The organism is Haloarcula amylovorans, assembly GCF_004681185.1.
Classification (GTDB): Archaea; Halobacteriota; Halobacteria; order Halobacteriales; family Haloarculaceae; genus Haloarcula; species Haloarcula amylovorans.
This window is the reverse complement of record NZ_SRIF01000004.1, coordinates 17,869-41,144: the sequence shown is the minus strand read 5'-3', so window position 1 is coordinate 41,144 and position 23,276 is coordinate 17,869. Positions and strand designations below refer to the sequence as shown.

The following is a 23,276-nucleotide window of genomic DNA, read 5'->3' as shown; positions in this document are numbered from 1 at the left end:
TCTAGACGCCCCCATATACTGCATTTTTATATATAAATAAGACATCTTGCTAGTCTATACGGCAAATTCGCCGAAGTCAGCGAATCGATATTGTTGCTAATATCCATCGAATCGTCCGGGTGATCTCCGACTGTGGCGACGGGACCGCCGAGAGCGAGACCAAGCGCATCGACATCCTGCAGATACCCATTGTCGGCGACTGCGGCCGGCGAGTCGCCAGCGACACTCGATCACGCAACTGGTCGAGTGAGAAAAACCGCAGAGAAGCTGGGGCGACGACGGCGGGCTTCAGTAGTTGAGGTAGACCGTCTTCGAGAGGGTGTAGAAGTCCAGTCCCGCGTCGCCTTGCTCGCGATAGGTCTCGCTCGACGAGTCCTTCATGCCACCGAAGGGCACGTGCAGTTCGAGACCGGTCGTCTTCTCGTTGACCTTCACGACGCCGGACTCGGAGTCCTCGACGAAGTTGTGCGCCTCCGAGAGGTCCTGCGTGACGATGCTGGCCGAGAGCCCGTAGCGGACGCCGTTCGAGACCGACAGCGCCTCGTCGTAGCTACTGACCGGGATGACAGCCAGCACCGGCCCGAAGATCTCCTCCTGGGCGATGCGCATGTCCGGTTCCACGTCGGAGAACACCGCCGGCGAGACGAAGAAGCCGTCGCCGGCATCGACCTCCTCGCCGCCGGTTTCGAGCGTCGCGCCCTCGTTGCTACCGACGTCGACGTATTCGAGCGTGCTCTCGAGTTCGCTCTCGCTGACGTGCGGTCCCATGTCGGCCCCGTCGAGTCCGGGACCGATGTCGATGGACTCGGCGGCTTCGACGACCCCTTCGACGAACTCGTCGTAGAGGTCCTCGTGGACGATGGCCCGTGAACAGGCGGTACAGGCCTGACCTGTGACGCCGAACGCGCCGGACGCGGCGATGTCGACCGCCTCGTCCACGTCGGCGCTGTCCATGACGACGACGGGGTTCTTCCCGCCCATCTCCAGTTGGACGCGCTTGCCCGTCTCGTTGGCCTGGTCGCCGACGGTCTCGCCGACGGCCGAACTCCCGGTGAAGGAGACGGCGTCGATGGCGTCGTGGGTGGAGAATGTCTTGCCAACGGCGCTTCCGGGACCAGTCACGAAGTTGAGCGCGCCGTCGGGGAGACCGGCCTCGTCCAGACACTCGACGAGCTTTCGGGCGACGTTCGGCGCGAGCGATGCGGGTTTGAAGGCGACGGTCGTCCCAGTTGCCAGCGCCGGGGCAATCTTCCACGCGGGGATGGCGACAGGGTAGTTCCACGGCGTGATGAGGCCGGCGACGCCGACGGGCTCGTTCTTCGTGTAGAGCGTCGTATCTTGACTGCTAGAGGACTTAACGTCGCCGCCGATGTCGCTCGCCTTCGCGCCGTAGTATGAGAAGATGTCGATGGCGCGCTGGACCTCACCGGCCGCCTCGGGGCGGGCCTTCCCCTCTTCCCGGACGAGCGTCTCGGTCAATTCGTCCTTGCGCGCTTCGAGGTTCTTCGACGCCTCGCGCAGGATAGCGCCGCGTTCCGGGCCGGGCGTGTTTGCCCACTCGTCGGTCGCGGCGGCCGCGGCCTCGACGGCCGCTTCGGCGTCTGCCTCGCTCGACTGTTGGAACTCACCGATGACGTCGCTCCGGTCGGCCGGGTTCGTGTTCTCGAAGGTCTCCCCCGTCTCCGATTCTACCCACTCACCGTCTACGTAGTTGTGGTATGTCTCGCTCATCGTTTGATGCGAAGTGTCCCCCCTACGAGAAAGTTTTGGTGACGGTAGAATCACCGGAACCGACAAGACCCTACGGCGTACAATACCGGGATATGCGATACTACTGTACCGCCGAGGACGGAAAGCGGCGGCTCATCGCTCGTGAGGCCGACGAGGCGTACGATCTGACCGCCGCCCGCCCGAGCGTAACCGCCTTCGACGACTTGGCTCACGTCGCTGACGTGGCCAGCGAGACGGTAGACGAGGTGGCCCGCCGGCTCGTCGAGGAGGCGGCGTCGGTGTCCGTCCCCGACGAGACCGCCGCGGCGATTCCGCTCGACGTGGACGAAGTGTGGGCCGCCGGCGTCACCTACGAGATCAGCGAACAGGCGCGCGAGGCCGAGAGTGGGATGCCGGAGATGTACCTAAACGTCTACGAGGCCGACCGCCCGGAGATTTTCTTCAAGGCGACGCCGTCTCGCGTCGTCGGTCCCGGCGAGGCCGTCGGCATCCGCGGCGACTCGAAGTGGGACGTCCCCGAACCGGAACTGGGCATCGTCCTCCACAACGGCGACATCGTGGGCTACACCGTCGGCAACGACGTGAGTAGCCGGTCCATCGAGGGCGAGAACCCGCTCTATCTCCCGCAGGCGAAGGTGTACGACAGGGCGTGTTCGCTCGGTCCCTGCGTCGCCACGCCCGATGCAGTCGGCGACCCACACGACCTGAAGATGACGATGACTATCGACCGAGACGGCGAGCGGCTGTACGAGGAGGGAACCTCGACCGGCGAGATGGTCCGGACCTGCGAGGAACTCGTCTCCTATCTCACGAAACACAACACTGTCCCGGAGACGGCGGTGTTACTGACCGGCACGTCGCTCGTCCCCGAAGAGGAGTTCACGCTCGAAGCGGGCGATCAGGTCGATATCGACATCGAGCGCGTCGGCCACCTCTCGAACCCGGTGACGACTGTCTGAGTCGGTACACGTTTGCGACGATTCCGTCCAAGCGTCGAAATGGGCGTTCAGTATTACGAAACTCGTGTCCGAAGAGATGGCCCGTTACGCGTGGTCTCTAACCCTACTCTCGCCGCCCTACTTGCCAGTATTCCGTGCTTTCACGGCTTCAAAAGGTCGATTCTTCGCGGTTGAGCGAGTCGTCATTCGCTTAGGTTACCGTTCGTATCCGTCGTCGTTCGCTCGGCTCACCGTCGCGCAAACGCGAGCAGCTCTCGACCGATTACGGTCACTCACTCGGTCGTTGCGGAGTGAAATTCGAACGCTGTCTGTTCGCCGACCGTCGTGCCGCCCGCTACCGATTCGACGCGAAGCGTGACCGGACTGGTCCGCCCGCAGCCGTCGTTGACGACTTCTTCCCACTCGTCGCCGGATCCGACGGGTCCCGCTTTGGAGCGGCGGAGGTACAGTTCGAACGTCTCGCTGCGGAGCGCCGAAGCGATGTTGTCGTCGTCAGGCGCGTAGCGGAGCCGGACGCGGTCGGCATCGGCCATACCGGTACGTGAGTCGCCGAGTAGATAAAAGAGGTGTCCCGAACGCGCGAGCGTTCGTTTCGTTATGTGGAACGAATCTCGTCGTCGACGGCAGAGGTTCACCAGGACGTGATAGTCACGTCGCGTAGTGGCCGGTCCAGCGGGATGGATACCTGCCCGCCGGTGTAATGTGAGATGTAGAAACCCACGATAATCTCCAGCGAGCGCGTGGCTTCCTCGCCGGTCGAGGGATTCGCCATCTCGCCGTCCAGCACCGAGACGATGTCCGACGCGGCGTTGGCGAAGGCGTCGCGGTAGTCCTCGTCCCAGGTCCACGCGCCCTCGATGCCGGGCAGCGGCTCTTCGACGTGGTCACCGCCCTCCAGCCGCCAGTAGCGCCACTCGCCGTCGTCGTTGTTCAGGTAGAGTTTCCCCTCGTTGCCGATGAAGTTGAGCGTCATCGAGGACTCGGCGCGGGGAATCGTACAGTCGATGGTCACGAATGCCCCGTCGTCCATCACGACGAAACCGCCACCGCCAGCGTCGTCCACGCGTTCGGCCGCCTGCAACGAGTCGACAGCCTCGTTCTCGCCGGTGATGTAGCCCGAGACCTGCGACGCCCTGTCGTCTAGGAGATAGACGAGCGTATCCAGTAAGTGCGTCGAGTTCCGCAGCAACTCCATGCGGAACTGCGTCGCGACCGACTGCACCTCGCCGATGATTTCCTCCTCGCGAACGAGGTCACGGAGTCGCCGGAGTTTGCTCGTGAAGCGAAACGAGTGGTTGACGAGCAACTCGGTCTCCGTCTCCGCGCAGGTTTCGACCATCCGCTCCGCCTCGCTCACCGAGGAGGCGATGGGCTTCTCACACCAGACGAGCGACGGGGCGGCCGCAGCCCTGGCGGCGTCGATAACGTGGTCTGCGTGGAGGTACGACGGCGTACACACCGAGACCACGTCGAGGTCCTCGGCGTCGAGCATGGCCGCGTGGCCGACGTACCGACCCGATTCGGGGATGTCCCATGCCTCGCCGAAGCGGTCGAGTTTCTCCTCGTCGACGTCGGCCACCGCGACCAGTTCGACGCCGTCGGCCGCATCGTAGCCCCCCGCGTGACTCGCTCGGACCTTCTTCTGTCCGATCTCGTCTTCGTCGTGCATCCCGAGGATGCCCATCCCGGCGATCCCGCCCGTGCCAATGATACCGGCCTTGTAGGTCATGTCATCTCACTCGTACGTGTGGACGCTCCCGGTCTTGTTGTCCTCGATGTAGTCCCAATCGTACTCGACGCCCAGTCCCGGACCGTCGGGAACCGACACCATCCCGTCGCTATCGACGGTGTCGAGCATGTCGGAGTAGTCGCCCTCGTACACCGGCGGTTGGGTGTTGGGACAGTCGGGGTGGACCAGCGCCAGTTCGTAGTAGTTGGTGTTGCGGATGGCCGCGATACACTGTCGCTGGGCAGGACCGGGCGCGTGGAACTCTACGTCCAGTCCGAACCCTTCGGCGACCTTGGCGCGTTTCATCGCGCCGGTGATGCCGCCGTCGTACTCGGGGTCCGCCCGCAGGAAGTCAGTCGCTTCGTTGGCGATGAAGTCCGTCGCCGGCTCTAATCCGCGGACGTGTTCGGTCTGCAAGATGGGCGTATCGAGCGCCTGGCGGAGTTTCCGGTGGCCGTGTTGGGAAACACCGCCGTCTCGGTATGGGTCCTCGTACCAGAAGAAGCCGACCTCGTCGAGCGCCCGGCCGAGTTTGAGCGCGTCGGCGAACGTCTCCAGTTCGCAGGCCGGATCGTGCATCAGGTCCATCTCGTCGCCGACCCGGTCGCCGACGGCGTGGACCGCGTCGATTTCCCTGTCGAGGTCACGGGAGCCCTCGCTGCCGCCCCAGCCGTGAATCTTGAACGCCTGATAGCCCATCTCGCGACACTCCTCGGCGAAGTCTGCGAACGCCTCGGGCGTGTCGAGGCCACCGTTCTCGTCGCCGTGGTACGTCGAGGCGTAGGCCGGGAACTCGGTCTGATAGGTGCCGAGCAGTTCGTGAATCGCGGCGTCGTGGTACTTGCCGGCAAAGTCCCAGAGGGCGACGTCGATGGGACCGATGCCCATCCGGTCGTACTTCCGGAGCGCGCGTTTCATCTCGCTCCAGTGGCGCTCGCGTTCGAGCGGGTTCTTCCCAACGAGATAGTCCGCGAACATGTTGATCTGCGCCGCGCCGGGGGAGTTCCCGCCCACGTACTCGCCGGTGATGCCCGTGTCAGTCTCGACTTTGAGCGCGAACAGTTTTCGCTCTGTCACCGACCCGGGTTCGTAGACGAGGTTGAACCCGTGCTGGTCGGTTCCCACGTCCTCGATGGGGTAAGAAAACTCTACGGACTCGATGCTGGTAATCTCCGGAGCCATACGAATACCATGAGACACCATCGCAATAAACGTGTGTGCTCCCCGGTGGTGTTGCCGAGAGCGGAAGCGGTCCACGACTGCCCGCGAATCACCGGTGGATTCTTCATCGCACGGCGAGTCGGGTATGCTATGGTAGGCCAAACCGAGTACGACTACAGCGGTGAGTCCGCTATCGTCACCGGCTCTACGAAGGGCATCGGCCGGGGGATCGCCGCGGGACTGGCCGAGGCCGACGCGAACGTCGTCGTCAACTCCCGATCGGAGTCCGAAGTCGAAGCCGTCGCCGAGGAGTTGGGAGAGGCGGGGGCAGGCGAGGTTATCGGCATCGCCGCGGACGTGGGCGACCCAGCAGCTATCGAACACCTCGTCGAACGTGCCATCGACGCTTTCGGGGAGATAGACCTGTTAGTGAACAACGCCGCTGTCTGGCCCGAGGAGGCGTCGCTCGTCGAAGCATCCCTCGAAGACTGGGACACGACGATGAATATCAACGTCAGGGCGCAGTACTACGCGTCGAAACTCGTCGCGGCCCACATGATAGAAGCGGGCATCGAGGGGAGCATCGTCAACCACACCAGTCAGGCCGGTGACCGGCGGACCGGCCTGTTCGGCTTCTATGGCATCTCGAAGACGTCCATCAACGGCCTGACGTGGCGGATGGCACAGGAACTGGCCGAACACGGCATCCGGATGAACGCCATCTCGACGGACGTGACCGAGACGGCCCAGACCCGCCACGAGGCCGAGATGGAAGCGAAAGAGCACCCCGAGAAGACGGCTGAAGAGATTCTGCGCGAACGCGGCGAGAAACGTCCAATCGGCCGTCTTGGCCAGCCCTCGGACCTCGCCGACGCGGTGCTGTTCCTCGCAAGCGACAGAGCGTCCTACGTCGTCGGCGATGTCCTGCGGGTCAGCGGCGGCGGTAACTTGGAGTGATTTCATGAAATTCGTAGACACACACACGCACGCGTGGGGAGCAGACACCGAGGAACTGCCGTGGTCGGCTGAGATTCTCCCGCCGGGATGGGCGGGTTCGTACACCGCCCACGACCTGATTGCCGATATGGACACCGCCGGCGTCGAGGAGAGCGTCGTGGTCACGACGCCGATGTACGGCCGCGGTGTCCGTGCCAACGAATACACGATGCGCGCTATCGAAGCCCACCCCGACCGGCTGTGGGGCGTCGGCCTGATGGACTTCTATCAGGACGACCCCGAGGCGGTGCGGGCCGCCCTCCGCCGCGTCGTCGGCCACGACCGAATGCTCGGCGTGAGGATGCACGCCTGCCTGCGCTACGAGGAGCACTCCACGGAACTCGACCGGACGGCGGACTGGATTCTCGACGACGAGTTGGCACCGGTCTGGGACGAGGCGACGGCCCAGGACGCCGCCATCTTCGTCTTCCCGAAGGCCGAGCAGCTATCGATGATCGAGACACTGGCCGGGCGCTATCCCGACGTGCAACTCGTCATCGACCACATGGCGTTTCCCGACGAGACCACCGACCCCGACGAGGAGCCGTGGACCGACTTCGAGTCGCTGGCCAGCCACGAGAACGTCGCCGTTAAGGTGAGCTCGCTCCCGCGCTCCAGCGAGTCGGGGTGGCCCTACGAGGACCTCTGGGACTACGTGCGCCACCTCACCGAGTGGTTCGGGCCCAAGCGTCTGATGCTCGGGTCGGACTACCCGTGGATGGACGACTGGGCGACCTACGAGGACTGTCTCTCGTGGGTCGAAGAAGTCCCGTTCCTCTCCGCGCGGGATTATTCGTATCTGGCCCACCGGACGTTTGAGGATGTTCACGAGTCCTGACGGCGGTGGCTGCCAAAACAATTAATTGAGACACCAGTGAATCGGACGTATGGCACTGGAACGAATCCTGTTGTCGGTCGGACCGGACGACTGGAACTCCCTCGACGGCCTCGTCGACGCCACTGCAGACATCGCCGAACCGGCGGGTGCGACGGTGTACATCCTGTACGTGTTCCCGCGCGACGAGTACGACGAGCTGCTGGACCAGATGGGCATCGACCAGACCAGCGGCGGTCTCTCGCCTGACGAGGTCGCAGAGCGCCACGACAGCGTGCGCGTTCCTGTCGAGATGTTCGAGGAGCGCGGTATCGACTTCGAGATCCGCGGCGTCGCCGGCGGACAGCCGTCGGACCAGATCGTCCGCAAAGTCAACGAGTTCGACACAGACATGGTCGTCGTCAGCGGGACGAAGCGGTCGCCGGCCGGGAAGGCGATGTTCGGCGACCACGCACAGCAGGTGCTGTTGAACGCGCCGGGTCCGGTCCTGTACGTCAAACAGGAGTAACGGGCAGATACCGGTCAGACATCGGCGGGCTGTTCTCCCCGTTCCTCGTCGGGCATGCCGCCGACCATCCGACTGACGATGTCGTCCCGGTCCGCGGTCGGTCCGTCGATGACGCCAGCGCTACGGCCCTGATGAAGGATATGGATGCGATCAGCCGCCCGCTGAACGTAATCGAGGTTGTGCGAGATGAGGATGATCGAGATGCCCTGACTCTGCATCTGCGAGATGAGCTCGAGGACGCGCTCGGCCCCCTCGACGGAGAGGGCGCTCGTCGGTTCGTCCATGATGACGATCTTCGGGTCCGAGAGCAGCGTCCGCGAGATGCTCACCAGCTGCCGTTCGCCCCCCGAGAGGTTCGCCACCTTCTCGTCTACGTCGACGTGGATCTCTAAGTTCTCTAGAAGCTCACGGGCGCGCTCTCGCATCGCGCGCTTGTCGAGGACGCCCAGCATCGTGTCCGGGCCGGAAATCTCCTCACGCCCCAGAAAGATGTTCTGTGTCACGGTAAGGTTCCCCGCGATCGCGAGATCCTGAAACGTCGTCTCGATGCCGAGCGCTTTGGCCTGTCGCGGGTTCCGTATCTCGACGACCTCGCCGTCTACGCGAATCGTCCCCGAGTTCGGTCTGAGCGCACCGGCTAAACACTTGATGAGCGTCGATTTGCCAGCCCCGTTGTCGCCCGCCAGCGCGAGCACCTCGTTTCGGCGGAGTTCGAACGTCACGTCCCGCAGTGCGACCACTTCGCCGAAAGTCTTGGTGATTCCCTTCATCTCGACGATATGGTCTGTGTCGCTCCGACTGGCGTTCGCCATGCACGGTATGTGTTCACGTGACAGTAAAAGCGTTCGGTCTATAGGTGCCATCTCCCGAAAACGAGGCGCGCCCAGACTATGCTGAGCGTTCACAATCCCCAAAGATATAATATCTCGCCGTCGAAACGAACTTTCCATGTCGCAATCGGTAGCCGACGCCTCGCTCTTTCGGGACAGACTGACTGTCAACGCTATCAGTCAGTACGGACCGATCATCGGGCTCGTTGGATTGTACGTGGCGTTCGCTCTCCTGAACGACCGATTTCTCACGGTCGGCAACCAGGTGAACGTCCTCCAACAGGTGTCGATAATCGGGATCATGGCGATCGGCGTAACCTTCCCCATCCTCTGTGCCGAGATCGACCTGAGTATCGCACAGGTGATGGAAGTCTCGGGGCTGACCATCGCCACGCTCGCTGTCGGCGCGCGCCTTTTCGAGGGGTTCGCCGTCCCGGTGCCGCTCGCTATCCTCGCCGGCCTGGCCCTCGGCGCGGCGTTCGGGACCGTCTCGGGGTACGTCACCGCCCGCTTCGGCGTCCCCTCCTTCATGACGACGCTGGCGATGCTCTTTCTCGCGGACGGCTTCGGCCTCATCGTCTCCAACAACCGTCCCATCATCGGCCTGCCGGAGTCAATAACGGCGATCGGCGGTTCCAGCGTCTTCGGCTTTCCGAGCATCGTCCTCGTCTTCCTCTCCCTGCTCATCGTCTCGCAGTTGATACTCTCCTACACGAAGTTCGGCCTGTACATCTACGCCATCGGCGGCGACCGCACCGCCGCAGAGCGCATGGGTATCAACGTCATGGCAGTTCGTCTGGGCACACTCGTCATCTCGGGCGTGTTCGCGGCCATCGCGGGACTTGTGACGCTTGGCCGCCTCGGCAGCGCCGTCCCGACGATGGGTGCGAGCCTCCTGCTCCCACCGATCGCCGCGGTCATCCTCGGCGGTGCCGACCTCTTCGGCGGGTCGGGCAACATGGTCGGGACGCTCATCGGCGTACTCATCCTCGGCGTCCTCGGAAACGGGTTGAACCTCATGGGCGTCGACCCATCCGGGCGACTCGTCGCACAGGGGATCGTCCTGATGCTTGCCGTCCTCGCAAACGTTGTCGGACAGGACTGAGAATCGATAACTGAGAAGTACATCATATTTACCGATACTTCTTTTAATCGACGGCGCGAAACACGCTAGCGTATGTCACGAGACATCCGCAGACGGACGTTTATCCGCAGCGGCGCGATTGCCGGGACAGCCATGCTCGCCGGTTGCGGTGGCGACGGCGGCGATGGTGGCGATGGTGGCGACGGTGGCGATGGAACCGCCGGTGACGGTGGCACCGGAACGACCGGCGACGGCGGTACCGGAACCACCGACGGAACCGAGGGCGGAACGACCGCCGGTGGGTCCACGCCAACCGTCGCGCTCTCGGTGCCGTCGCTCGAATTCACGTTCTTCGCGCGGATGGAGAACGCCTTCAATCAGGCCAAGAACGACGGGATGATATCCTCAGACTCGGCGTTCTACGACGCCGGCAACTCCCAGAGCCAGCAAGTCTCGGACGTCGAGGCGGCAATCTCGAACGAGGTGGACTTCCTGATGATATCGGCCATCACGGCCGAGGGCGTCATCAACGCCATCCGACAGGCTAACGAGGCTGACATCCCCGTCGTCGCCATCGACCGCAACGTCGCCCAGGGGGAGACGGTCACGTACGTCGCCTCCGACAACGTCCAGCTCGGCCAGCGTTCGACCGAACTCTGTCTCTCCTTCATGCAGGAGAGCGGCGACGCCGACACCTACAACGTCGTCCAACTGGAAGGGACGCCGGGCGCGAGCGTGACGAACGAGCGCGGCGAGGGATTCCAGCAGGCGGTCGACGACAACGACAGCCTGAACCGACTCGCCAGCCAGACCGGCGAGTTCTCGACACAGAACGCCCTGAGCGTGATGGAGGACTTCATCACGCAGTACGGCGACGAGATCGACGGCGTCTTCTGCCAGAACGACCTGATGGCGCTCGGCGTCCACCAGGCGCTCTCCAACGCCAACATGTCGGTTCCTGTCACTGGCATCGACGGTACCGAGGCGTGGGTGCAACGGTTCGCCGACAACCAGTACTACGGCACCATCGCACAGCTCCCCGAGGAGATGGTCAACACGGCCATCGAGAGCGGGAAGGCTCACCTCGCCGGCGAATCCGTCGAGGACACCGTCGTCATCGACGGGTTGGAGGTCACGCAAGACAACGCCTCGGACTACCTCAGCGAGTACTTCGGCTGACCACTCGGTCGCCGCCTCATACGGATTGTTGTAGCTGTTTACCGGTACTCGTCGCACCGGTCCCGAGGATACCGGGAAGAGACTACAACAATCCGTATCAGTCGAGGTCCACCGCGCGCCCCGACTCGGCGGCGTGGTAGACCGCCTTTATCGTCCGGATATCGGTCAGCCCGTGTTCGCCGTCCGGGAGGGGGTCGGTGTCGGTCAGGAGACAGTGCGCGAAGTACTCGAACTCCTCTTCCATCTGGTCGATCTGCTCGAACTCGATCTCGGTGTCGGTGTCGCCACAGGAGACGTGGAGCTGCCGGTCGTCCCACGGGTAGAAGGCCGGTTCGACGCGGACCTGTCCCTCGGTCCCGGTCACGCGAATGTGACTCGCCATCGTCGCGTTCTGGCTAGCGGTACAGAGCGCGAACACGTGGTCAGGGAAGTCCACCTGAAAGGCGGCGTGTTCGTCGGGCACGTCCTCGAACTCGTCTTGGACGGACGCGACAGAACCCTGAACCCGCAGGGGGTCGGCGTCTAAGAGAAAGCGGGCGGTATTGAGCGAGTAGATGCCGATGTCCATCGCCGCACAGCCGCCCGAAACGTCCCAGTCCAGTCGCCACTGGTCTGGGTCGGGGACTAACTCCAGAATCGGTTCCGTCATGTTGCCGTGGACGAACACCGGGTCGCCGATGTATCCCTCCTCGATCAGGTCTTTCGCCCGTCTGACCGCCGGCTCGGTCTGCATCCGGTAGGCGATCATCAGCGTCGCGTCGTGGTCCTCACACACCTCGACCATCCGCTCTGCGCGTTCGATGGTCGCCTCCATCGGCTTCTCGCAGAGAACCGCCTTCCCGAGTTCGGCGGCCGTCTCGACGTACTCCAGGTGGTAGGCGTTCGGCGTCACGACGTAGACGGCGTCGTAGGCGTCGCTTGCCTCGCCGTCGTGGAACTCCTCGTAGGAGATGGCGTGCTCGACGGTTTCGGAGCTGGCCGCGGCGTTCTCGGCTTTCTGTCGGTCGCCGCTGACCAGCACGGTCGTCTCACAGAGGGCGCTCGACTCGACGGCCGGCATCGCCTGCTCACGGGTCCACCAGCCGACGCCGATCATGGCGAAGCGAATCGGGTCGTCTGTCTCGGTCACGTCCTGCCAGTCGCGGTGGTCGAAATCTCCAAGTAGCGCCGATAGGTCCATAGCGATCAATCGACCGTGGGGATAAAAGAAATGTCGGGCAGTTGGTCCTCGTCGAGTTCGCCCACAGCCCCTACTCCCCAAGCGCGTCGACGATGTCTTCGAAGGCGCGAGTGAGGAGCGTTCCGTCGACGCTGACGGCGACGTACTGTGCGCCTGCGTCCATCCACTGCCGGGCCATCTCGGCGTCGTCGGCGTACGTCCCGACGACTTTTCCCGCGTCGGCGGCCCGGTCACAGACCTCGGCCATGAGCGCTTCGACGCGGTCGTCTCGCACCTGCCCCGGGATGCCGATGGACTGAGAGATGTCGTAGGGACCGAGAAACAGCACGTCGATACCGTCGACTTCGACGATATCTCCGATATTCTCCACGCCACGCTCCCCCTCGATGTGGACAATGACGACCGTCTCCTCGTTCTGTCGCTCGGTGAAGTCGTCGCTCCCGGTGTAGCCACCGGCACGGACCTTCGGGGAGAGACCCCGCGATCCGAGGGGGTCGAAACGAGCGTGTTCGACGGCCGCACGGGCGTCCTCACCCGTCTCTATCTGAGGAATCTCGACCCCGGCAGCCCCGATATCGAGGGCGCGTTGTACCTCTGACTCGGAGTTGTTCCGAACGCGGACGATGGGAGCGGCCCCGCCCTGCTGTGCGGCCGCACACATCGCGACGCAGGTCTCCGCAGTCAGCGGCCCGTGCTCTTGGTCGAGAATCGTGAAGTCCAGCCCGGCGACGCCGGCCATCTCCGCGGCCATGGGTGCATCTAACAGCTGAAACGTGCCAAGGACCGTCTCCCCGTCGAGGAGTCGCCGTCTGAGCGATTGAGACGCCATATAGCGTGTCTCGGTAGCACGGCGCATTAAGATACCGTTCATCGCATGTGATGGGACTAGCGTTCACGTCTGCTGAACGTGAAATCCGTCGTGCGGAACGCCGAAGCGATTTCCTAATAACTCGTGTACTATTGTTATTCCATCCCACAGACCATAACTATTTATTGCATATAACGGTGTTCGCCTCGCCTGAACGAACAGTCACTGAAAGCGAACGCACCGGCTGGGAGCGATGGAGTCCGTGATCTCGGTTCGTGAGAGAATCGCAAGATAATTTCGAGGAGATATCTCGTAATCTCCTCTAGAGCCGCATATTGCCCTCTCGTGGCACGCTCGATGTGTTTCGCGTGTTCAGCAAGTTGCGTTCTATCGAGGTATTCAGAGTGGAGGCGACACGAACCAGGAGGTCGACGCAATCCCGCCGTTCAGTTCTGCGGGACGCGGTAACACATCACGAATAGGCGAGATTTATCTCGATGACGTTGGCCGAGGACCGGAGCAGCTCCGGAATCTCCTGGTGGAAGCGGTCACCCTTGATGCGGGTCGTCGGCCCCGAGACGGAGAGCGCCGCGATGAGGTTTCCGTTGTCGGCCACGATGGGAGCCGCCACGCATCGGAGTCCGGGCAGTCGTTCCTCGCGGTCGTAGGCGTACCCCCGGTCGCGGATCTCGTCGAGTTCGTCTTTCAGTTCGTCGGCGTCGGTGATGGTGTTCTCCGTCCGTCGGGGTAACCCGTGCGTTTCGAGGATGGCGTCGACTCGGCGTTCGGGAAGCTGTGCCAGAATCGTCTTGCCAAGCGCGGTGCAGTGCAGTTTCACCCGCTTGCCAGCGTAGGTGTCGACGCTGACTGCCTGCGTTCCCTCCGCGCGCGTGATGTAGACGCCTTCGCCGTGTTCTTCGACGGCGGCGTTCGCCATCTCGCCCGTCTCCTCGGCGAGCGAGTCGACCTCCGGACGAGCTTTCTCGTAGATGTCCATCCGGTTTCTAGTGTACTCACCGAGTTCGAGAAACCGGAGGCTAACCCGGTAGGTCCCGCCCTCGCAAGTGACGTAGCCCTCGTCTTCGAGCGTCCGCAGGTGATTGTGGACGGTGCTCTTCGCGGTATCCAGCTCGGTCGCCACGGCCGTCACGCCCGCCCCGTCAAGGCGTTTGAGCGCCTCAAGCACCCGGAACGACGTTCTGGTCGCAGTTATCGTGTTTTCCTGCGATGACATACCACGGCTACGACGCCCTAGGATATAGGTCTGTTCACCAGAACGGAACGGCCGTCCGCACGGGCCAGACAGCTATTCGACCCAGGGAATCTCGTCGTGAAACCGCCGAATTCGATCGAAGCCGGTCAGCGCCGACACCGCACCAGGCTGGGTCGTGGCGACGGCCCCCGCTGCGTTCGCAAGTGCGAGCGCAGACTCGGCGTCGGTCACGTCGTGAGTCAGCGCGGCGATGAATCCCGCAAGAAAGGCATCACCCGCACCCGTCGTATCGACGACGTCGACATCGTACCCCTCGTGACGCCCCCACCCGGAGACCGGGCTCTCCTCGGTGCCGTAACACAGCGCTCCCTCGCCGCCGAGTGTCAACACGACGGTGTGCGGGCCGTAGTCGGCGACGGTCTGTGCGAGCGCCTCGGGGTCGTCCGTCTCGAACCCGGCGGCTTCGAGGTCCGCCGGCGTCGCCTTGACGACATCGACGGCGTCCAACGCACCCCGGACGACGGCCCCGAACTCGTAGGGGCTCTCCCACATCTCCGGTCGCCAGTTCGGGTCCAGCGACACCGTACAGCGGTCGCTCGCGCGGGACTGGAGTTCGAGCGTGGCCGTCCGACTCGGTTCGACGCTCATTATCACGCCGGTCGTATGGACCCACGACACCGAATCGAGCGTCGCATCGGCGACGCTCCCGGGTCGAAAGCGTGTATCCGCGCCGTCCTCGCGGTAGAACGAAAACGAGCGGTCGCCGTCTTCGTCGTGTGTGACGACGGCGAGCGTCGTCCGCGCGTCCGCGTCGGTCACGAGCAAGTCGTCGGGAATCGACGAGTCCTCTAGATGCGAGCGCAGGAACGCACCGAAGTCGTCGCTGGCGAGGCGCGTCCAGAACAGGGGCGGGACGCCGATGCGGTCGAGGGCGAGCGCGACGTTTGCGCCCGAGCCACCGAACTTCGGCGTGTAGCCGCCCGCCTGTCCCGGTGGGCCCGCCCGCTCGGGAACGAAATCGACCAGCGTATCGCCTGCTACCAGCACGGTTGGATCGTCGGTCATGCCCGAGAGTTGAGCGGCCCCGTACTTAGCTACTGTCGCCGCGTTCATCGAGTGGACTCCCACGGTCGCCCCACGCCGCCTCGAATCCGGCGACGCCCTCGTCGGTCTTCGGGTGTGGGATATGCGCTTCGAGGACCTCCGGCGACATCGTCACCGCGTCGACGCCGGCTTCGTAGAGTGCGACGGCCTGTGTGGTGTTCCGAATGCTGGCCGCCAGAAGCTCCGTCTCGAACCCGTAGGTGTCGTATATCTCCTGCATCCGGCGGACAGTCTCGACCCCGTCCGAACCGGCGTCGTCGAGGCGGCCGACGTAGGGGGCAACGAACGAGGCGTCGTTCTTCGCCGCCAGCACCGCCTGCTCGACGGAGAACACGACCGTCGTTCCCGCCGGAATCCCTCCGGTTCGGAGGCGGGAGAGCGCCTCGAACCCCGCGCGGGTGGCGGGGATCTTCGCCACCACGTCGGCGGCCCACTCCTGATAACCCCGCGCTTCGCGGACCATCTCGTCGGCGTCGGCGGCGATGACCTGTGCGAACACCGGGCCGTCTACTACCTCAGCGATGTCTTCGACCGCATTTCGATACGACTTCTCCGTGCCGGCGACGATAGCCGGGTTCGTTGTCACGCCGTCGAGAACGCCGAGTCGGGCCATCTCACGGATCTGGCCGAGGTCTGCTGTATCGAGATAGAGTCTCATATCCCACGGTGGGCGTCCTGTCGAGAAGAACCTACCGACAGTGGAATCGAGCGGATGTCGAGAGGCGCTGTTCGTGGCGGGCACTGTATTGAAACTCTGCCGACAATAAGACGAATTCACGAAGCGTGATTGCCGTGCCAATCCGCCGGACTCGATAGGTCAACGGGGCATCTGATGTTCAACAACATTTATGTAGGAACGTTCGCTACTGTAGGTAGGTATGTCTGACAATACCAGACGTAAGTTTTTAAAGGCGACTGGAGCGACGATCACCACGGTTTCGCTCGCCGGGTGTGGCGGTGACGGTGGCGACGGCGGCGACGGTGGTACCAGTGGTGACGGCGGGACCGGGACCGGTGGCGACGGCGGAACCACCGGCACGAGTACCGGCGGCGGCGGCAGCGGCAGTCTGCAGAAGGTTGGCATGACCGCGTACGTTCGGGGTGGGGCCTGGATTACGGCGTATATCGAGGCCGCGCGGTTCTACGCCGAGGACCAGGGCATCCAACTGGACGTCCGCCCGAACCAGCAGAGCGCACAGAAACAGGTCCAGGACATCCGCGAGTTCGCCAACGGCGACTACGACGGCATCCTCGTCGGCGTCTGGCAGACGGGTGCTGCTGAGGGAGCAATCAATCAGGCGATAGAGGGCGGGACACCAGTGTTTGCGACGAACGCCGACACGTCCAGTTCCGAGATACCACTCTACGTCGGCTTCAGCAACTACGACGGCGGGGCGAGTTCGGCCGAACAGATGGTCAAAGCACTCGAATCGCAGTATCCGGACAAGGACACGTGGCGTGTGCTGAACGTCCGCGGTGTGCAGGGCAACCAGTCGGCGAACCAGCGTTCACAGGGGTTCCTCGACGTGATGTCCGAGAACGACCGCGTCGAAGTCGTCCAGACGCTCAACGGTGAGTACGCTCGTGACGTCGCCCAGCGGACCGTCCAAGAGTGGATCAACTCCAACGGACGCGTCGATGGCATCTACTCGGGGAACCTCTCGATGGGACTCGGCGTCGTGCAGGCGGTTCGCAACCTCGATATGCTGGTCCCGAAGGGCGAAGAGGGCCACATCTGTCTGACGCAGATGGACGGGAGCCCCGAGGTCAACCCGCTCGTCGGTGACGGAACGATCGATGCCGCCGTCGACCAGCCCAACTACTTCTACAACCCCATCGCGTTGAAGTACATGAAGATGTACGTCGAGGCGGGCAACGACCAGAGCGTCATCCCCGAAGTGGAGAGCGAAGTCACGTCCGACCAGTTCAGCGTCGAGACAGGAAACCACAAGGGTGTCGAGATGTGGTCCGAGCCCATCTGGGAGCCGGGTATCATGCGAGAGCAGAACGGCCACCCATGGTTCAGGACGAACAGCGTCGTGATCACCCAAGAGAACTACGACGAGCCGTATCTCTGGGGCAACATCTGGGGCTAACGACTCCGACTCTCCTCCCAAAAAATGTCTACTGAACAAGGTTTCATCGGCAGGACGGTCGGCGATCGAGACGACGTAGCGCTGACGCTACTGGACAACATGATATGGCCGATTCTGGGCATCGTCATCATTGGAATCTTCCTGACGGTCCCCCAGACGTTCCGGTCGATGCAGCTGATACTGTGGGGCGCAGTTCCGATCGGCTTGTTGGTCCTCGCCGAGAGCCTCTGTCTCCTCTCCGGGCACTTCGACCTCTCGATCGGCTCTATCGCCGGTTTCTCGGCGATGTTCACCGGGATGTTGCTCGGGACGTGTCCGAGTTGCTGGGCCGTCACGACCAGCCCGTGGGTCGGGTTCGGCGTCATCCTGGTGACCGGCGCTATCATCGGGTTAGCCAACGGCGTGATGATAGCGAAGGTTGGTCTTAACCCGTTCCTTCAAACGCTTGCGTTCCTCATCATCTTCGAGGGCGCGAAGACGGCTATGCAGACCCAACCCGTGACTGGACTTCCACGGTTGTACGTCCAAGTTGGCGGAACGCCCGACCTCGCTATCGGTGTCATGCTGCTGGCGTTCCTCGTCTTCGGGTTGGTGTTGCGCTACACTTCCTTCGGCCAGTCGGTGTACGCACTCGGAAGCTCGGAGGTCTCGGCCCGCGAGGTGGGCATCGACACCGAGCGACTCATCATCGTCATCTACACTATTAGCGGCCTGCTGTCGGCCATCGCCGGATTGATGCTGACCGGGTTCGTCGGCGTCGTCCCGCCGCTCATCGGCGAGGGGCTGGTGTTCCAGGCGTTCGCCGGGGCCGTCATCGGCGGCATCAGCCTGTTCGGCGGCCGCGGGAAGATAACCGGCGCGCTGGGCGGGGTTATCCTCATCCAGCTCGTCCAGTCCGCGCTGAACAACAGCCCCGCCGTCGGGGCCACCCAGATACAGATGATAAACGGAATCGTCCTGCTCGTCGCTATCCTGCTGTACAGCACGCAGAGCAAGATTCGCTCTCGCATCCTCGCGAGTGGTGCGGTATGAGCGTCGAGGACAGCCCCACGAGCGGGGAAGAGTCGGCCCAGCAGGCCGACCGCGACCGGACGACGGAGCCGAAGATTCGCGTCGAAGACGTCACGAAGCAGTTCGGCCGCATCGTCGCTCTCGAAGATGTCTCGCTAGCGGTCGAACCGGGCGAGATATACGCGCTCGTCGGTGACAACGGCGCGGGGAAGTCGACGCTGATGAACGTCCTCAGCGGCGTCCACGAGCCCACGAGCGGCAGGATCTACAAAGACGGCCGCGAGGTCCACTTCAGCAACCCCTCGGACGCCCGGGACAACGGCATCGAGACCGTCTATCAGGACCTGGCGCTGATGAACGACCTCGACATCGCGACGAACATCTTCATGGGCCAGTTCCCACGCAAGGGGTTCGGCCCGCTGCAGGTCATCGACTGGGACGATACGTACGAGCGCACCGAACAGATAATGATGGACCAGCTCGGACGCGACCTGGACATCAGGACAGAAGTCGAGTTCCTTTCGGGGGGCCAGCGCCAGCTCGTCGCCATCGGCCGCGCGCTGGCGTTCGACCCGGACGTCATCATCTTGGACGAACCGACGAGCGCCCTCTCCGTCGACGCGACCCGCCTCGTCCAAGACACCGTCGACAAACTCGCCGACGAGGGCATCACCATCATCATCGTCAGCCACAACATCGAGTCCGTCCTCGAACACGCCGACCGCATCGGCGTCCTGTTTCGGGGGTCGCTCGTCGGGACGCTCGAACCGAGCGAGACGGACCTCGAAGAGCTGAACGAACTGATGACTACCGGGACGCTTAACGACGGTCGGCTGGACGACGACTGAGCGCCGCGTTCGGTTTTTCGCTGGGACAGACACGTTTACGGTCTACTGGGGCGAGACGTCGAGTATGACACGACCGGAGCTCGTCGTCGATATCGAGTGTGAGACCGGCGAAGGACCGCTGTGGCACCCCGACGAGGAGCTGCTCTACTGGGCCGACATCCCGCAGGGACGCATTTACCGCTACGACCCGGCGGCCGACGACCACGAACTCGTCTACGAGGACGGCGAGGAGCGTATCGGCGGGTTCACGTTCCAGACAGACGGGTCGCTACTGCTGTTTCAGGAATGGGGCGCGGTACGCCGACTTGACCAGACGACGGGCGCGGTCGACACCGTCGTCGAACCGGAGCCGGAGCGATTTCACGAGCGGTTCAACGACGTCATCGCCGACCCCGAGGGCCGCGTCTTCGCCGGCGTGATGCCCGATACGGAGCGCGACCTACCCGGGCAGCTATACCGATTAGACACCGACGGGACGTTCGAACTGATAGACGAGTGCGTCCTCCCGAACGGGATGGGCTTCACCGGCGACCGCTCGCAGTTTTACTTTACCGACACCGCCGAGGTCGATCCGGACTCGCCGGGGTACATCTACCGCTACGACTACGACCGCGCGACCGGCGAGATCTCGGACCCCGAGACGTTCCTCGACGCGAGCGGTATCGAGGGATATCCGGACGGGATGACCGTCGACGGAGAGGACCACGTCTGGTCGGCGTTCTGGGACGGCAACAAACTGATTCGCTTCGCCCCGGACGGGACCCGCAAAACGACGGTCGAGTTCGACCCGCGGAAGGTGTCGTCGGTCACGTTCGGCGGCGAGGACTACGAGACGGCCTACGTGACGACCGCCTGCGTCGAGACGCGCGAGACAGAAGGCGAGGGCGCGGGGAGCCTCTACCGCCTCAATCTCGGCGTGATGGGCCGCGAGGAGTTCCGGTCGGACATCGAGGTCTGAGAAGGGCTATCGATCTGCATGGGCCTGTTCTCGCAGACCGCGCATGTAGCCGATAGCGAACAGCCGCCCCTTCGTGTGGTAGCCGGGGTTGGAGTTGTCCTCGCCGGCCATCGTCGGGACGTGGTCGGGCCGCATCGGCACGTCCGCGCCGACGTAGTCCTCGTAGGCGCGCATCGCCGCCAGCATGTCCGTCGGCCCGTCGTCGTGCCACGTCTCGACGAAGTGGTCGGCGTCTCCCTCGACGTCTCGGAAGTGGACGAAGTTGATTCTGTCGCCGAAGTGCTCGATGGCCTCGGGGATGTCCGCCCCCATCGCAGCGAAGTTCCCCTGACAGAACGTGAGGCCGTTGTGCTCGCTCTCGTAGGCCGAGAGCACGCGGTCGTACGCCTCGACGCTGCCGACGACGCGCGGCGTGCTGCGCAGCGACTCGCGGGGCGGGTCGTCCGGGTGAAGCGCGAGTTTCACGTCCGCTTCTTCCGCGACAGGCGTCACCTCTTGGACAAAGTATTCGAGCGCCTCCCAGACGTCCTCGTGGGTCACGTCGGGGAACGGTTCGGGGCCGCCCCGCGTCTTCTCGATATCGAACTCGGTGACGTAGGAGCCACCGCGGGACTCGACGTGGGCGGCGGTGCGTGCCCAGCGGACACCGGCCATCCAGTCGTAGGCGACGACGGGGATGCCGACCTCCCCGCAGTTACGCAGGAACTGTTTGAACACCTCTATGTCCGCGTCTCGTCCGTCCGCCCCCACGCGCACCCGGTCGGAGATGGGAACCGAGCCTTCGAGGACGGAAAATTCGAGCCCGGCGTCCGTGAGCCAGTTGTCCAGTCCTTGCAGGTCGTCGTAGGACCAGTGAGTGCGGCCGTTGCCGATTTCCAGCGGATGGATGACCGTCTGCTGGACGCCCATCTGTTTGGCCAGCTGCCAGCGTTCATCGGGCTCCGGGGGGAGAATGAGTGCAGGCGAAACCATAGACGAGTAGCCGTCGCCGTGACACTAATACTCTCGGATTGAACAGTCTCGACACTGCGGGCCACGCCGAGTTCCCGTCGGGTCGGTAGATAAGGAGTGTTCGGGAGCGGGCCGTGAGACGCCGTAACACTCATTGGCTCGCCGGGAGTCGCTTCGGCTATGCCGGAGACAGAGCGAGCGGTCTACGTCCAGCGACTCGACCCCGACCAGCGCGAAGCCTACGTCGAGGCCCACGACGACGTCCCCGACGCGGTGACCGACGCGATGGAACGCGGCGGTGTCGAGGAGTTCGAACTGTACGTCCGCGACGACGTCGCCGTCTGCATCCTGGAATGCGATGATCTCGACGCGTACCTCGACGCCGTCGACGGTGACGAGGAAGTGGCCGACTGGGAGCGCTACACGGGCCAGTTCAAGCAGTCGGGCGTCGACGCCGACGCGGACCCGGAGTCGGGCATCCCCTTCATGGACCGTATCTGGCGGTTCGAACCCGACGGGGAGTGACAGGAGCGGGCCACGCAGACACGCCGCCGACGCGCACGAATCTACGCCCCGGCGTCTCGTCGCTCGACCAGCGTGATGTGCTTACAGACCAACAGCGTCTCCTCGCCGTCGGTCACTTCGTACTGATAGACGACGCGTCCCAGCGAGTCGTTGTACTCCTCGGTCTCGACGACTTCGCGGTGGACGGACAGTGTCGTCCCGATGGGTACTGGATTGACGAACCTGAGCGAGTCGTACCCATACGAGAACGACCGCGGGTTCATGTCGGCGACGAGCGCTTCCGCCACCGAGAACACGAGGTTGCCGTGGGCGATTCGCTCGCCGAAATCCGACTCCTCGCCTGCGGTCTTACTCATGTGTAACGGGTGAAAATCGCCCGAGAGTCCGGCGAAATTGACGATGTCTGCCTCAGTGATCGTCCGGGCATCCTCGACGCTGTAGGTCTCTCCCGCCTCGATTTCCTCGAAGTACCGGTGGGTGTCCTTTGACGGCGCTGACATACGGTCCCGTTCGGCAGAGCGGTAGATAAAGCCACCCCGCCGTCTCACTCCGGCGTCGACCGCTCGGCTCGGTGCGTCGACAACCGCACGGTCGATTCGACGGTTTCGTCGGGCCCCAACTCGTTGGCCGTCCCGTTCTCGACGGCGGCGTCGAGACCGGCGTTGGGAATCGACGTGCAGGGCTCCAGCCCGACGTTGTAGTTCCGGCCGAAGAAGGGTGCCTCCTCGAACCCGCCGAGCGGTTGCCAGTACCAGAGGTACTCGTACAGCGATTCGGGAAATTCGACGGTCACGCCGAGGTCGAGTTCCGGGTTCGAGAGCGTGTACCGCCCTTCCGAGAGGTCCGCGAGCGCCACGAGGTCGTGGACTCGCTCGGGGGCGGGCGGGAACTCCCGGAGGTCTACCGGGCCGCCGTCTGTCTCACAGACCGGCCACTCGAACGTCTCGCCGGGCGGCAGCCGAGCGGTGCCGTTCGTCTGGTCTGGGTCGACGTGGACCGTCTCGCAGGGCACCGACAGCGAGGCTTCGGGGGCGACGAGCGGTTCGCCGAGCGCGATGTGCTGGAGCCACGAGTACTGTACCGGTACCGTGCCGGTATTGGTCACCCGTTCGGTCACTTCGAGTACCGACTCGTCGGCGGCGAGCGAGATTTCACGTTCGAGGTCGAACGGGTATCTGGTGAGCGAGGCCGTGAGTTCGACCGCAACGCGCTCCGGTCCCGAGTCGAGAATCCACGTCTCGAAGGGGACGAGACTCGACTCGCCGTGGAGCGCGAGCGGCGCGCCGTGGGCCGACGACGGGCCGCCCGCGCCCGGCAGGACGCTTTGCCATCCACCGGGGTAGTGGTCGAGAAAGGTGTACGCGCCGTCCGGCGCGCCGACGGTGCCGGTCGCCGGCGCGCGCCATTCGTGGGGCGCTTCGAACAGGACGTTCGTGTCGGTGCGCTTGTCGCGTATCTCCGTGACGTCGCCGCCCTTACCGGGCAACAGTTCGACCCGGAGGTGGTCGTTCTCCAGAAAGACGGCGTCGAGACCCCGGCGCTCGTACTCGTCTGTTATCGTGCAGGTCAT

Annotated in this window: 25 protein-coding genes; 12 read left to right on the top strand and 13 right to left on the bottom strand. The window is 63.8% G+C overall.

Annotation, left to right across the window (positions count from 1 at the left end):
* The first annotated feature begins 119 nt into the window (after nucleotides 1-119).
* The gene (locus E4S61_RS16135) at nucleotides 120-299 is read left to right on the top strand and encodes a hypothetical protein (protein WP_135304995.1); all 180 of its coding nucleotides are present in this window, start codon (nucleotides 120-122) and stop codon (nucleotides 297-299) included.
* On the opposite strand, the gene xacF is transcribed toward E4S61_RS16135, so the two are convergent.
* Nucleotides 289-1,731, bottom strand: a complete 1,443-nt coding sequence (gene xacF / locus E4S61_RS16130) for a 2,5-dioxovalerate dehydrogenase (protein ID WP_135304994.1) — start codon at nucleotides 1,729-1,731, stop codon at nucleotides 289-291. The genes E4S61_RS16135 and xacF overlap by 11 nt on opposite strands.
* 92 nt (nucleotides 1,732-1,823) lie before the next feature.
* Here xacF and E4S61_RS16125 point away from each other — a divergent pair, with 92 nt between their 5' ends.
* Nucleotides 1,824-2,690: a fumarylacetoacetate hydrolase family protein gene (locus E4S61_RS16125; RefSeq protein ID WP_135304993.1), complete on the top strand. Its 867-nt coding sequence runs from the start codon at nucleotides 1,824-1,826 to the stop codon at nucleotides 2,688-2,690.
* Nucleotides 2,691-2,962: 272 nt separating this feature from the next.
* Here E4S61_RS16125 and E4S61_RS16120 read toward each other — a convergent pair whose 3' ends face one another.
* The 3 genes from E4S61_RS16120 to E4S61_RS16110 form a co-directional block, all read right to left on the bottom strand.
* Nucleotides 2,963-3,223, bottom strand: coding sequence for a hypothetical protein (locus E4S61_RS16120; protein WP_135304992.1), 261 nt, complete (start codon nucleotides 3,221-3,223; stop codon nucleotides 2,963-2,965).
* Between the two features lie 98 nt (nucleotides 3,224-3,321).
* A complete protein-coding gene (locus E4S61_RS16115) occupies nucleotides 3,322-4,419 on the bottom strand; it encodes a Gfo/Idh/MocA family protein (protein WP_135304991.1) in 1,098 nt (365 codons plus the stop codon).
* A 6-nt stretch (nucleotides 4,420-4,425) separates the two neighbouring features.
* Nucleotides 4,426-5,601 carry a mandelate racemase family protein gene (locus E4S61_RS16110; RefSeq protein ID WP_135304990.1) on the bottom strand — a complete coding sequence of 392 codons (1,176 nt, stop codon included), beginning with the start codon at nucleotides 5,599-5,601 and terminating at the stop codon, nucleotides 4,426-4,428.
* A 129-nt stretch (nucleotides 5,602-5,730) separates the two neighbouring features.
* Here E4S61_RS16110 and E4S61_RS16105 point away from each other — a divergent pair, with 129 nt between their 5' ends.
* The 3 genes from E4S61_RS16105 to E4S61_RS16095 are packed head-to-tail and all read left to right on the top strand — an operon-like array spanning nucleotide 5,731 to nucleotide 7,919.
* The gene (locus E4S61_RS16105; RefSeq protein ID WP_135304989.1) at nucleotides 5,731-6,537 is read left to right on the top strand and encodes an SDR family NAD(P)-dependent oxidoreductase; all 807 of its coding nucleotides are present in this window, start codon (nucleotides 5,731-5,733) and stop codon (nucleotides 6,535-6,537) included.
* Nucleotides 6,538-6,541: 4 nt separating this feature from the next.
* Nucleotides 6,542-7,414 (top strand): amidohydrolase family protein, encoded by an 873-nt coding sequence (locus E4S61_RS16100; protein WP_135304988.1) that lies wholly within the window; start codon nucleotides 6,542-6,544, stop codon nucleotides 7,412-7,414.
* Nucleotides 7,415-7,463: 49 nt separating this feature from the next.
* Nucleotides 7,464-7,919, top strand: a complete 456-nt coding sequence (locus E4S61_RS16095; protein ID WP_135304987.1) for a universal stress protein — start codon at nucleotides 7,464-7,466, stop codon at nucleotides 7,917-7,919.
* A 14-nt stretch (nucleotides 7,920-7,933) separates the two neighbouring features.
* On the opposite strand, the gene E4S61_RS16090 is transcribed toward E4S61_RS16095, so the two are convergent.
* The gene (locus tag E4S61_RS16090) at nucleotides 7,934-8,731 is read right to left on the bottom strand and encodes an ATP-binding cassette domain-containing protein (protein ID WP_135304986.1); all 798 of its coding nucleotides are present in this window, start codon (nucleotides 8,729-8,731) and stop codon (nucleotides 7,934-7,936) included.
* Nucleotides 8,732-8,867: 136 nt separating this feature from the next.
* Between E4S61_RS16090 and E4S61_RS16085 the strand changes: the two genes are divergently transcribed.
* The gene (locus E4S61_RS16085) at nucleotides 8,868-9,854 is read left to right on the top strand and encodes an ABC transporter permease (protein ID WP_135304985.1); all 987 of its coding nucleotides are present in this window, start codon (nucleotides 8,868-8,870) and stop codon (nucleotides 9,852-9,854) included.
* Between the two features lie 72 nt (nucleotides 9,855-9,926).
* Nucleotides 9,927-11,012, top strand: coding sequence for a substrate-binding domain-containing protein (locus E4S61_RS16080; protein ID WP_135304984.1), 1,086 nt, complete (start codon nucleotides 9,927-9,929; stop codon nucleotides 11,010-11,012).
* Nucleotides 11,013-11,109: 97 nt separating this feature from the next.
* On the opposite strand, the gene gfo6 is transcribed toward E4S61_RS16080, so the two are convergent.
* The 5 genes from gfo6 to E4S61_RS16055 form a co-directional block, all read right to left on the bottom strand.
* A complete protein-coding gene (gene gfo6, locus E4S61_RS16075; protein ID WP_135304983.1) occupies nucleotides 11,110-12,192 on the bottom strand; it encodes a D-xylose 1-dehydrogenase Gfo6 in 1,083 nt (360 codons plus the stop codon).
* A gap of 70 nt (nucleotides 12,193-12,262) precedes the next feature.
* The gene (locus tag E4S61_RS16070) at nucleotides 12,263-13,021 is read right to left on the bottom strand and encodes an HpcH/HpaI aldolase family protein (RefSeq protein ID WP_135304982.1); all 759 of its coding nucleotides are present in this window, start codon (nucleotides 13,019-13,021) and stop codon (nucleotides 12,263-12,265) included.
* Nucleotides 13,022-13,472: 451 nt separating this feature from the next.
* A complete protein-coding gene (locus E4S61_RS16065; RefSeq protein WP_135304981.1) occupies nucleotides 13,473-14,234 on the bottom strand; it encodes an IclR family transcriptional regulator in 762 nt (253 codons plus the stop codon).
* A 72-nt stretch (nucleotides 14,235-14,306) separates the two neighbouring features.
* Complete coding sequence (locus E4S61_RS16060; RefSeq protein ID WP_135304980.1) at nucleotides 14,307-15,278, bottom strand: carbohydrate kinase family protein; 972 nt, start codon at nucleotides 15,276-15,278, stop codon at nucleotides 14,307-14,309.
* 25 nt (nucleotides 15,279-15,303) lie between these two features.
* Nucleotides 15,304-15,975 (bottom strand): transaldolase family protein, encoded by a 672-nt coding sequence (locus E4S61_RS16055; RefSeq protein WP_135304979.1) that lies wholly within the window; start codon nucleotides 15,973-15,975, stop codon nucleotides 15,304-15,306.
* Nucleotides 15,976-16,195: 220 nt separating this feature from the next.
* On the opposite strand from E4S61_RS16055, the gene E4S61_RS16050 reads away from it, so the two are divergent.
* The 4 genes from E4S61_RS16050 (at nucleotide 16,196) to E4S61_RS16035 (ending at nucleotide 20,230) form a co-directional block, all read left to right on the top strand.
* A complete protein-coding gene (locus tag E4S61_RS16050) occupies nucleotides 16,196-17,413 on the top strand; it encodes a sugar ABC transporter substrate-binding protein (protein WP_135304978.1) in 1,218 nt (405 codons plus the stop codon).
* A gap of 24 nt (nucleotides 17,414-17,437) precedes the next feature.
* The gene (locus E4S61_RS16045; RefSeq protein WP_135304977.1) at nucleotides 17,438-18,445 is read left to right on the top strand and encodes an ABC transporter permease; all 1,008 of its coding nucleotides are present in this window, start codon (nucleotides 17,438-17,440) and stop codon (nucleotides 18,443-18,445) included.
* The gene (locus E4S61_RS16040) at nucleotides 18,442-19,272 is read left to right on the top strand and encodes an ATP-binding cassette domain-containing protein (protein ID WP_135304976.1); all 831 of its coding nucleotides are present in this window, start codon (nucleotides 18,442-18,444) and stop codon (nucleotides 19,270-19,272) included. The genes E4S61_RS16045 and E4S61_RS16040 overlap by 4 nt, the downstream gene beginning before the upstream one ends.
* Before the next feature lie 64 nt (nucleotides 19,273-19,336).
* Nucleotides 19,337-20,230: an SMP-30/gluconolactonase/LRE family protein gene (locus E4S61_RS16035; protein WP_135304975.1), complete on the top strand. Its 894-nt coding sequence runs from the start codon at nucleotides 19,337-19,339 to the stop codon at nucleotides 20,228-20,230.
* Nucleotides 20,231-20,236: 6 nt separating this feature from the next.
* Here the strand turns inward: E4S61_RS16035 and E4S61_RS16030 are convergent, their stop codons facing one another.
* Nucleotides 20,237-21,202 carry a mannonate dehydratase gene (locus tag E4S61_RS16030; protein ID WP_135304974.1) on the bottom strand — a complete coding sequence of 322 codons (966 nt, stop codon included), beginning with the start codon at nucleotides 21,200-21,202 and terminating at the stop codon, nucleotides 20,237-20,239.
* 159 nt (nucleotides 21,203-21,361) lie between these two features.
* On the opposite strand from E4S61_RS16030, the gene E4S61_RS16025 reads away from it, so the two are divergent.
* A complete protein-coding gene (locus E4S61_RS16025) occupies nucleotides 21,362-21,706 on the top strand; it encodes an L-rhamnose mutarotase (protein WP_135304973.1) in 345 nt (114 codons plus the stop codon).
* 41 nt (nucleotides 21,707-21,747) lie between these two features.
* Here the strand turns inward: E4S61_RS16025 and E4S61_RS16020 are convergent, their stop codons facing one another.
* Complete coding sequence (locus tag E4S61_RS16020) at nucleotides 21,748-22,206, bottom strand: MaoC family dehydratase (RefSeq protein WP_135304972.1); 459 nt, start codon at nucleotides 22,204-22,206, stop codon at nucleotides 21,748-21,750.
* 44 nt (nucleotides 22,207-22,250) lie between these two features.
* Complete coding sequence (locus tag E4S61_RS16015) at nucleotides 22,251-23,276, bottom strand: aldose 1-epimerase (protein WP_135304971.1); 1,026 nt, start codon at nucleotides 23,274-23,276, stop codon at nucleotides 22,251-22,253.

Coding starts and splice junctions, on each gene's coding strand:
- E4S61_RS16025 (WP_135304973.1), top strand. CDS start 21,362: ATGCCGGAGACAGAGCGAGCGGTCTACGTCCAGCGACTCGACCCCGAC.
- E4S61_RS16125 (WP_135304993.1), top strand. CDS start 1,824: ATGCGATACTACTGTACCGCCGAGGACGGAAAGCGGCGGCTCATCGCT.
- E4S61_RS16085 (WP_135304985.1), top strand. CDS start 8,868: ATGTCGCAATCGGTAGCCGACGCCTCGCTCTTTCGGGACAGACTGACT.
- E4S61_RS16110 (WP_135304990.1), bottom strand. CDS start 5,601: ATGGCTCCGGAGATTACCAGCATCGAGTCCGTAGAGTTTTCTTACCCC.
- E4S61_RS16050 (WP_135304978.1), top strand. CDS start 16,196: ATGTCTGACAATACCAGACGTAAGTTTTTAAAGGCGACTGGAGCGACG.
- E4S61_RS16115 (WP_135304991.1), bottom strand. CDS start 4,419: ATGACCTACAAGGCCGGTATCATTGGCACGGGCGGGATCGCCGGGATG.
- E4S61_RS16090 (WP_135304986.1), bottom strand. CDS start 8,731: ATGGCGAACGCCAGTCGGAGCGACACAGACCATATCGTCGAGATGAAG.
- xacF (WP_135304994.1), bottom strand. CDS start 1,731: ATGAGCGAGACATACCACAACTACGTAGACGGTGAGTGGGTAGAATCG.
- gfo6 (WP_135304983.1), bottom strand. CDS start 12,192: ATGGACCTATCGGCGCTACTTGGAGATTTCGACCACCGCGACTGGCAG.
- E4S61_RS16120 (WP_135304992.1), bottom strand. CDS start 3,223: ATGGCCGATGCCGACCGCGTCCGGCTCCGCTACGCGCCTGACGACGAC.
- E4S61_RS16065 (WP_135304981.1), bottom strand. CDS start 14,234: ATGTCATCGCAGGAAAACACGATAACTGCGACCAGAACGTCGTTCCGG.
- E4S61_RS16105 (WP_135304989.1), top strand. CDS start 5,731: ATGGTAGGCCAAACCGAGTACGACTACAGCGGTGAGTCCGCTATCGTC.
- E4S61_RS16045 (WP_135304977.1), top strand. CDS start 17,438: ATGTCTACTGAACAAGGTTTCATCGGCAGGACGGTCGGCGATCGAGAC.
- E4S61_RS16030 (WP_135304974.1), bottom strand. CDS start 21,202: ATGGTTTCGCCTGCACTCATTCTCCCCCCGGAGCCCGATGAACGCTGG.
- E4S61_RS16035 (WP_135304975.1), top strand. CDS start 19,337: ATGACACGACCGGAGCTCGTCGTCGATATCGAGTGTGAGACCGGCGAA.
- E4S61_RS16095 (WP_135304987.1), top strand. CDS start 7,464: ATGGCACTGGAACGAATCCTGTTGTCGGTCGGACCGGACGACTGGAAC.
- E4S61_RS16070 (WP_135304982.1), bottom strand. CDS start 13,021: ATGGCGTCTCAATCGCTCAGACGGCGACTCCTCGACGGGGAGACGGTC.
- E4S61_RS16080 (WP_135304984.1), top strand. CDS start 9,927: ATGTCACGAGACATCCGCAGACGGACGTTTATCCGCAGCGGCGCGATT.
- E4S61_RS16020 (WP_135304972.1), bottom strand. CDS start 22,206: ATGTCAGCGCCGTCAAAGGACACCCACCGGTACTTCGAGGAAATCGAG.
- E4S61_RS16060 (WP_135304980.1), bottom strand. CDS start 15,278: ATGACCGACGATCCAACCGTGCTGGTAGCAGGCGATACGCTGGTCGAT.
- E4S61_RS16055 (WP_135304979.1), bottom strand. CDS start 15,975: ATGAGACTCTATCTCGATACAGCAGACCTCGGCCAGATCCGTGAGATG.
- E4S61_RS16100 (WP_135304988.1), top strand. CDS start 6,542: ATGAAATTCGTAGACACACACACGCACGCGTGGGGAGCAGACACCGAG.
- E4S61_RS16015 (WP_135304971.1), bottom strand. CDS start 23,276: ATGACCTGCACGATAACAGACGAGTACGAGCGCCGGGGTCTCGACGCC.
- E4S61_RS16040 (WP_135304976.1), top strand. CDS start 18,442: ATGAGCGTCGAGGACAGCCCCACGAGCGGGGAAGAGTCGGCCCAGCAG.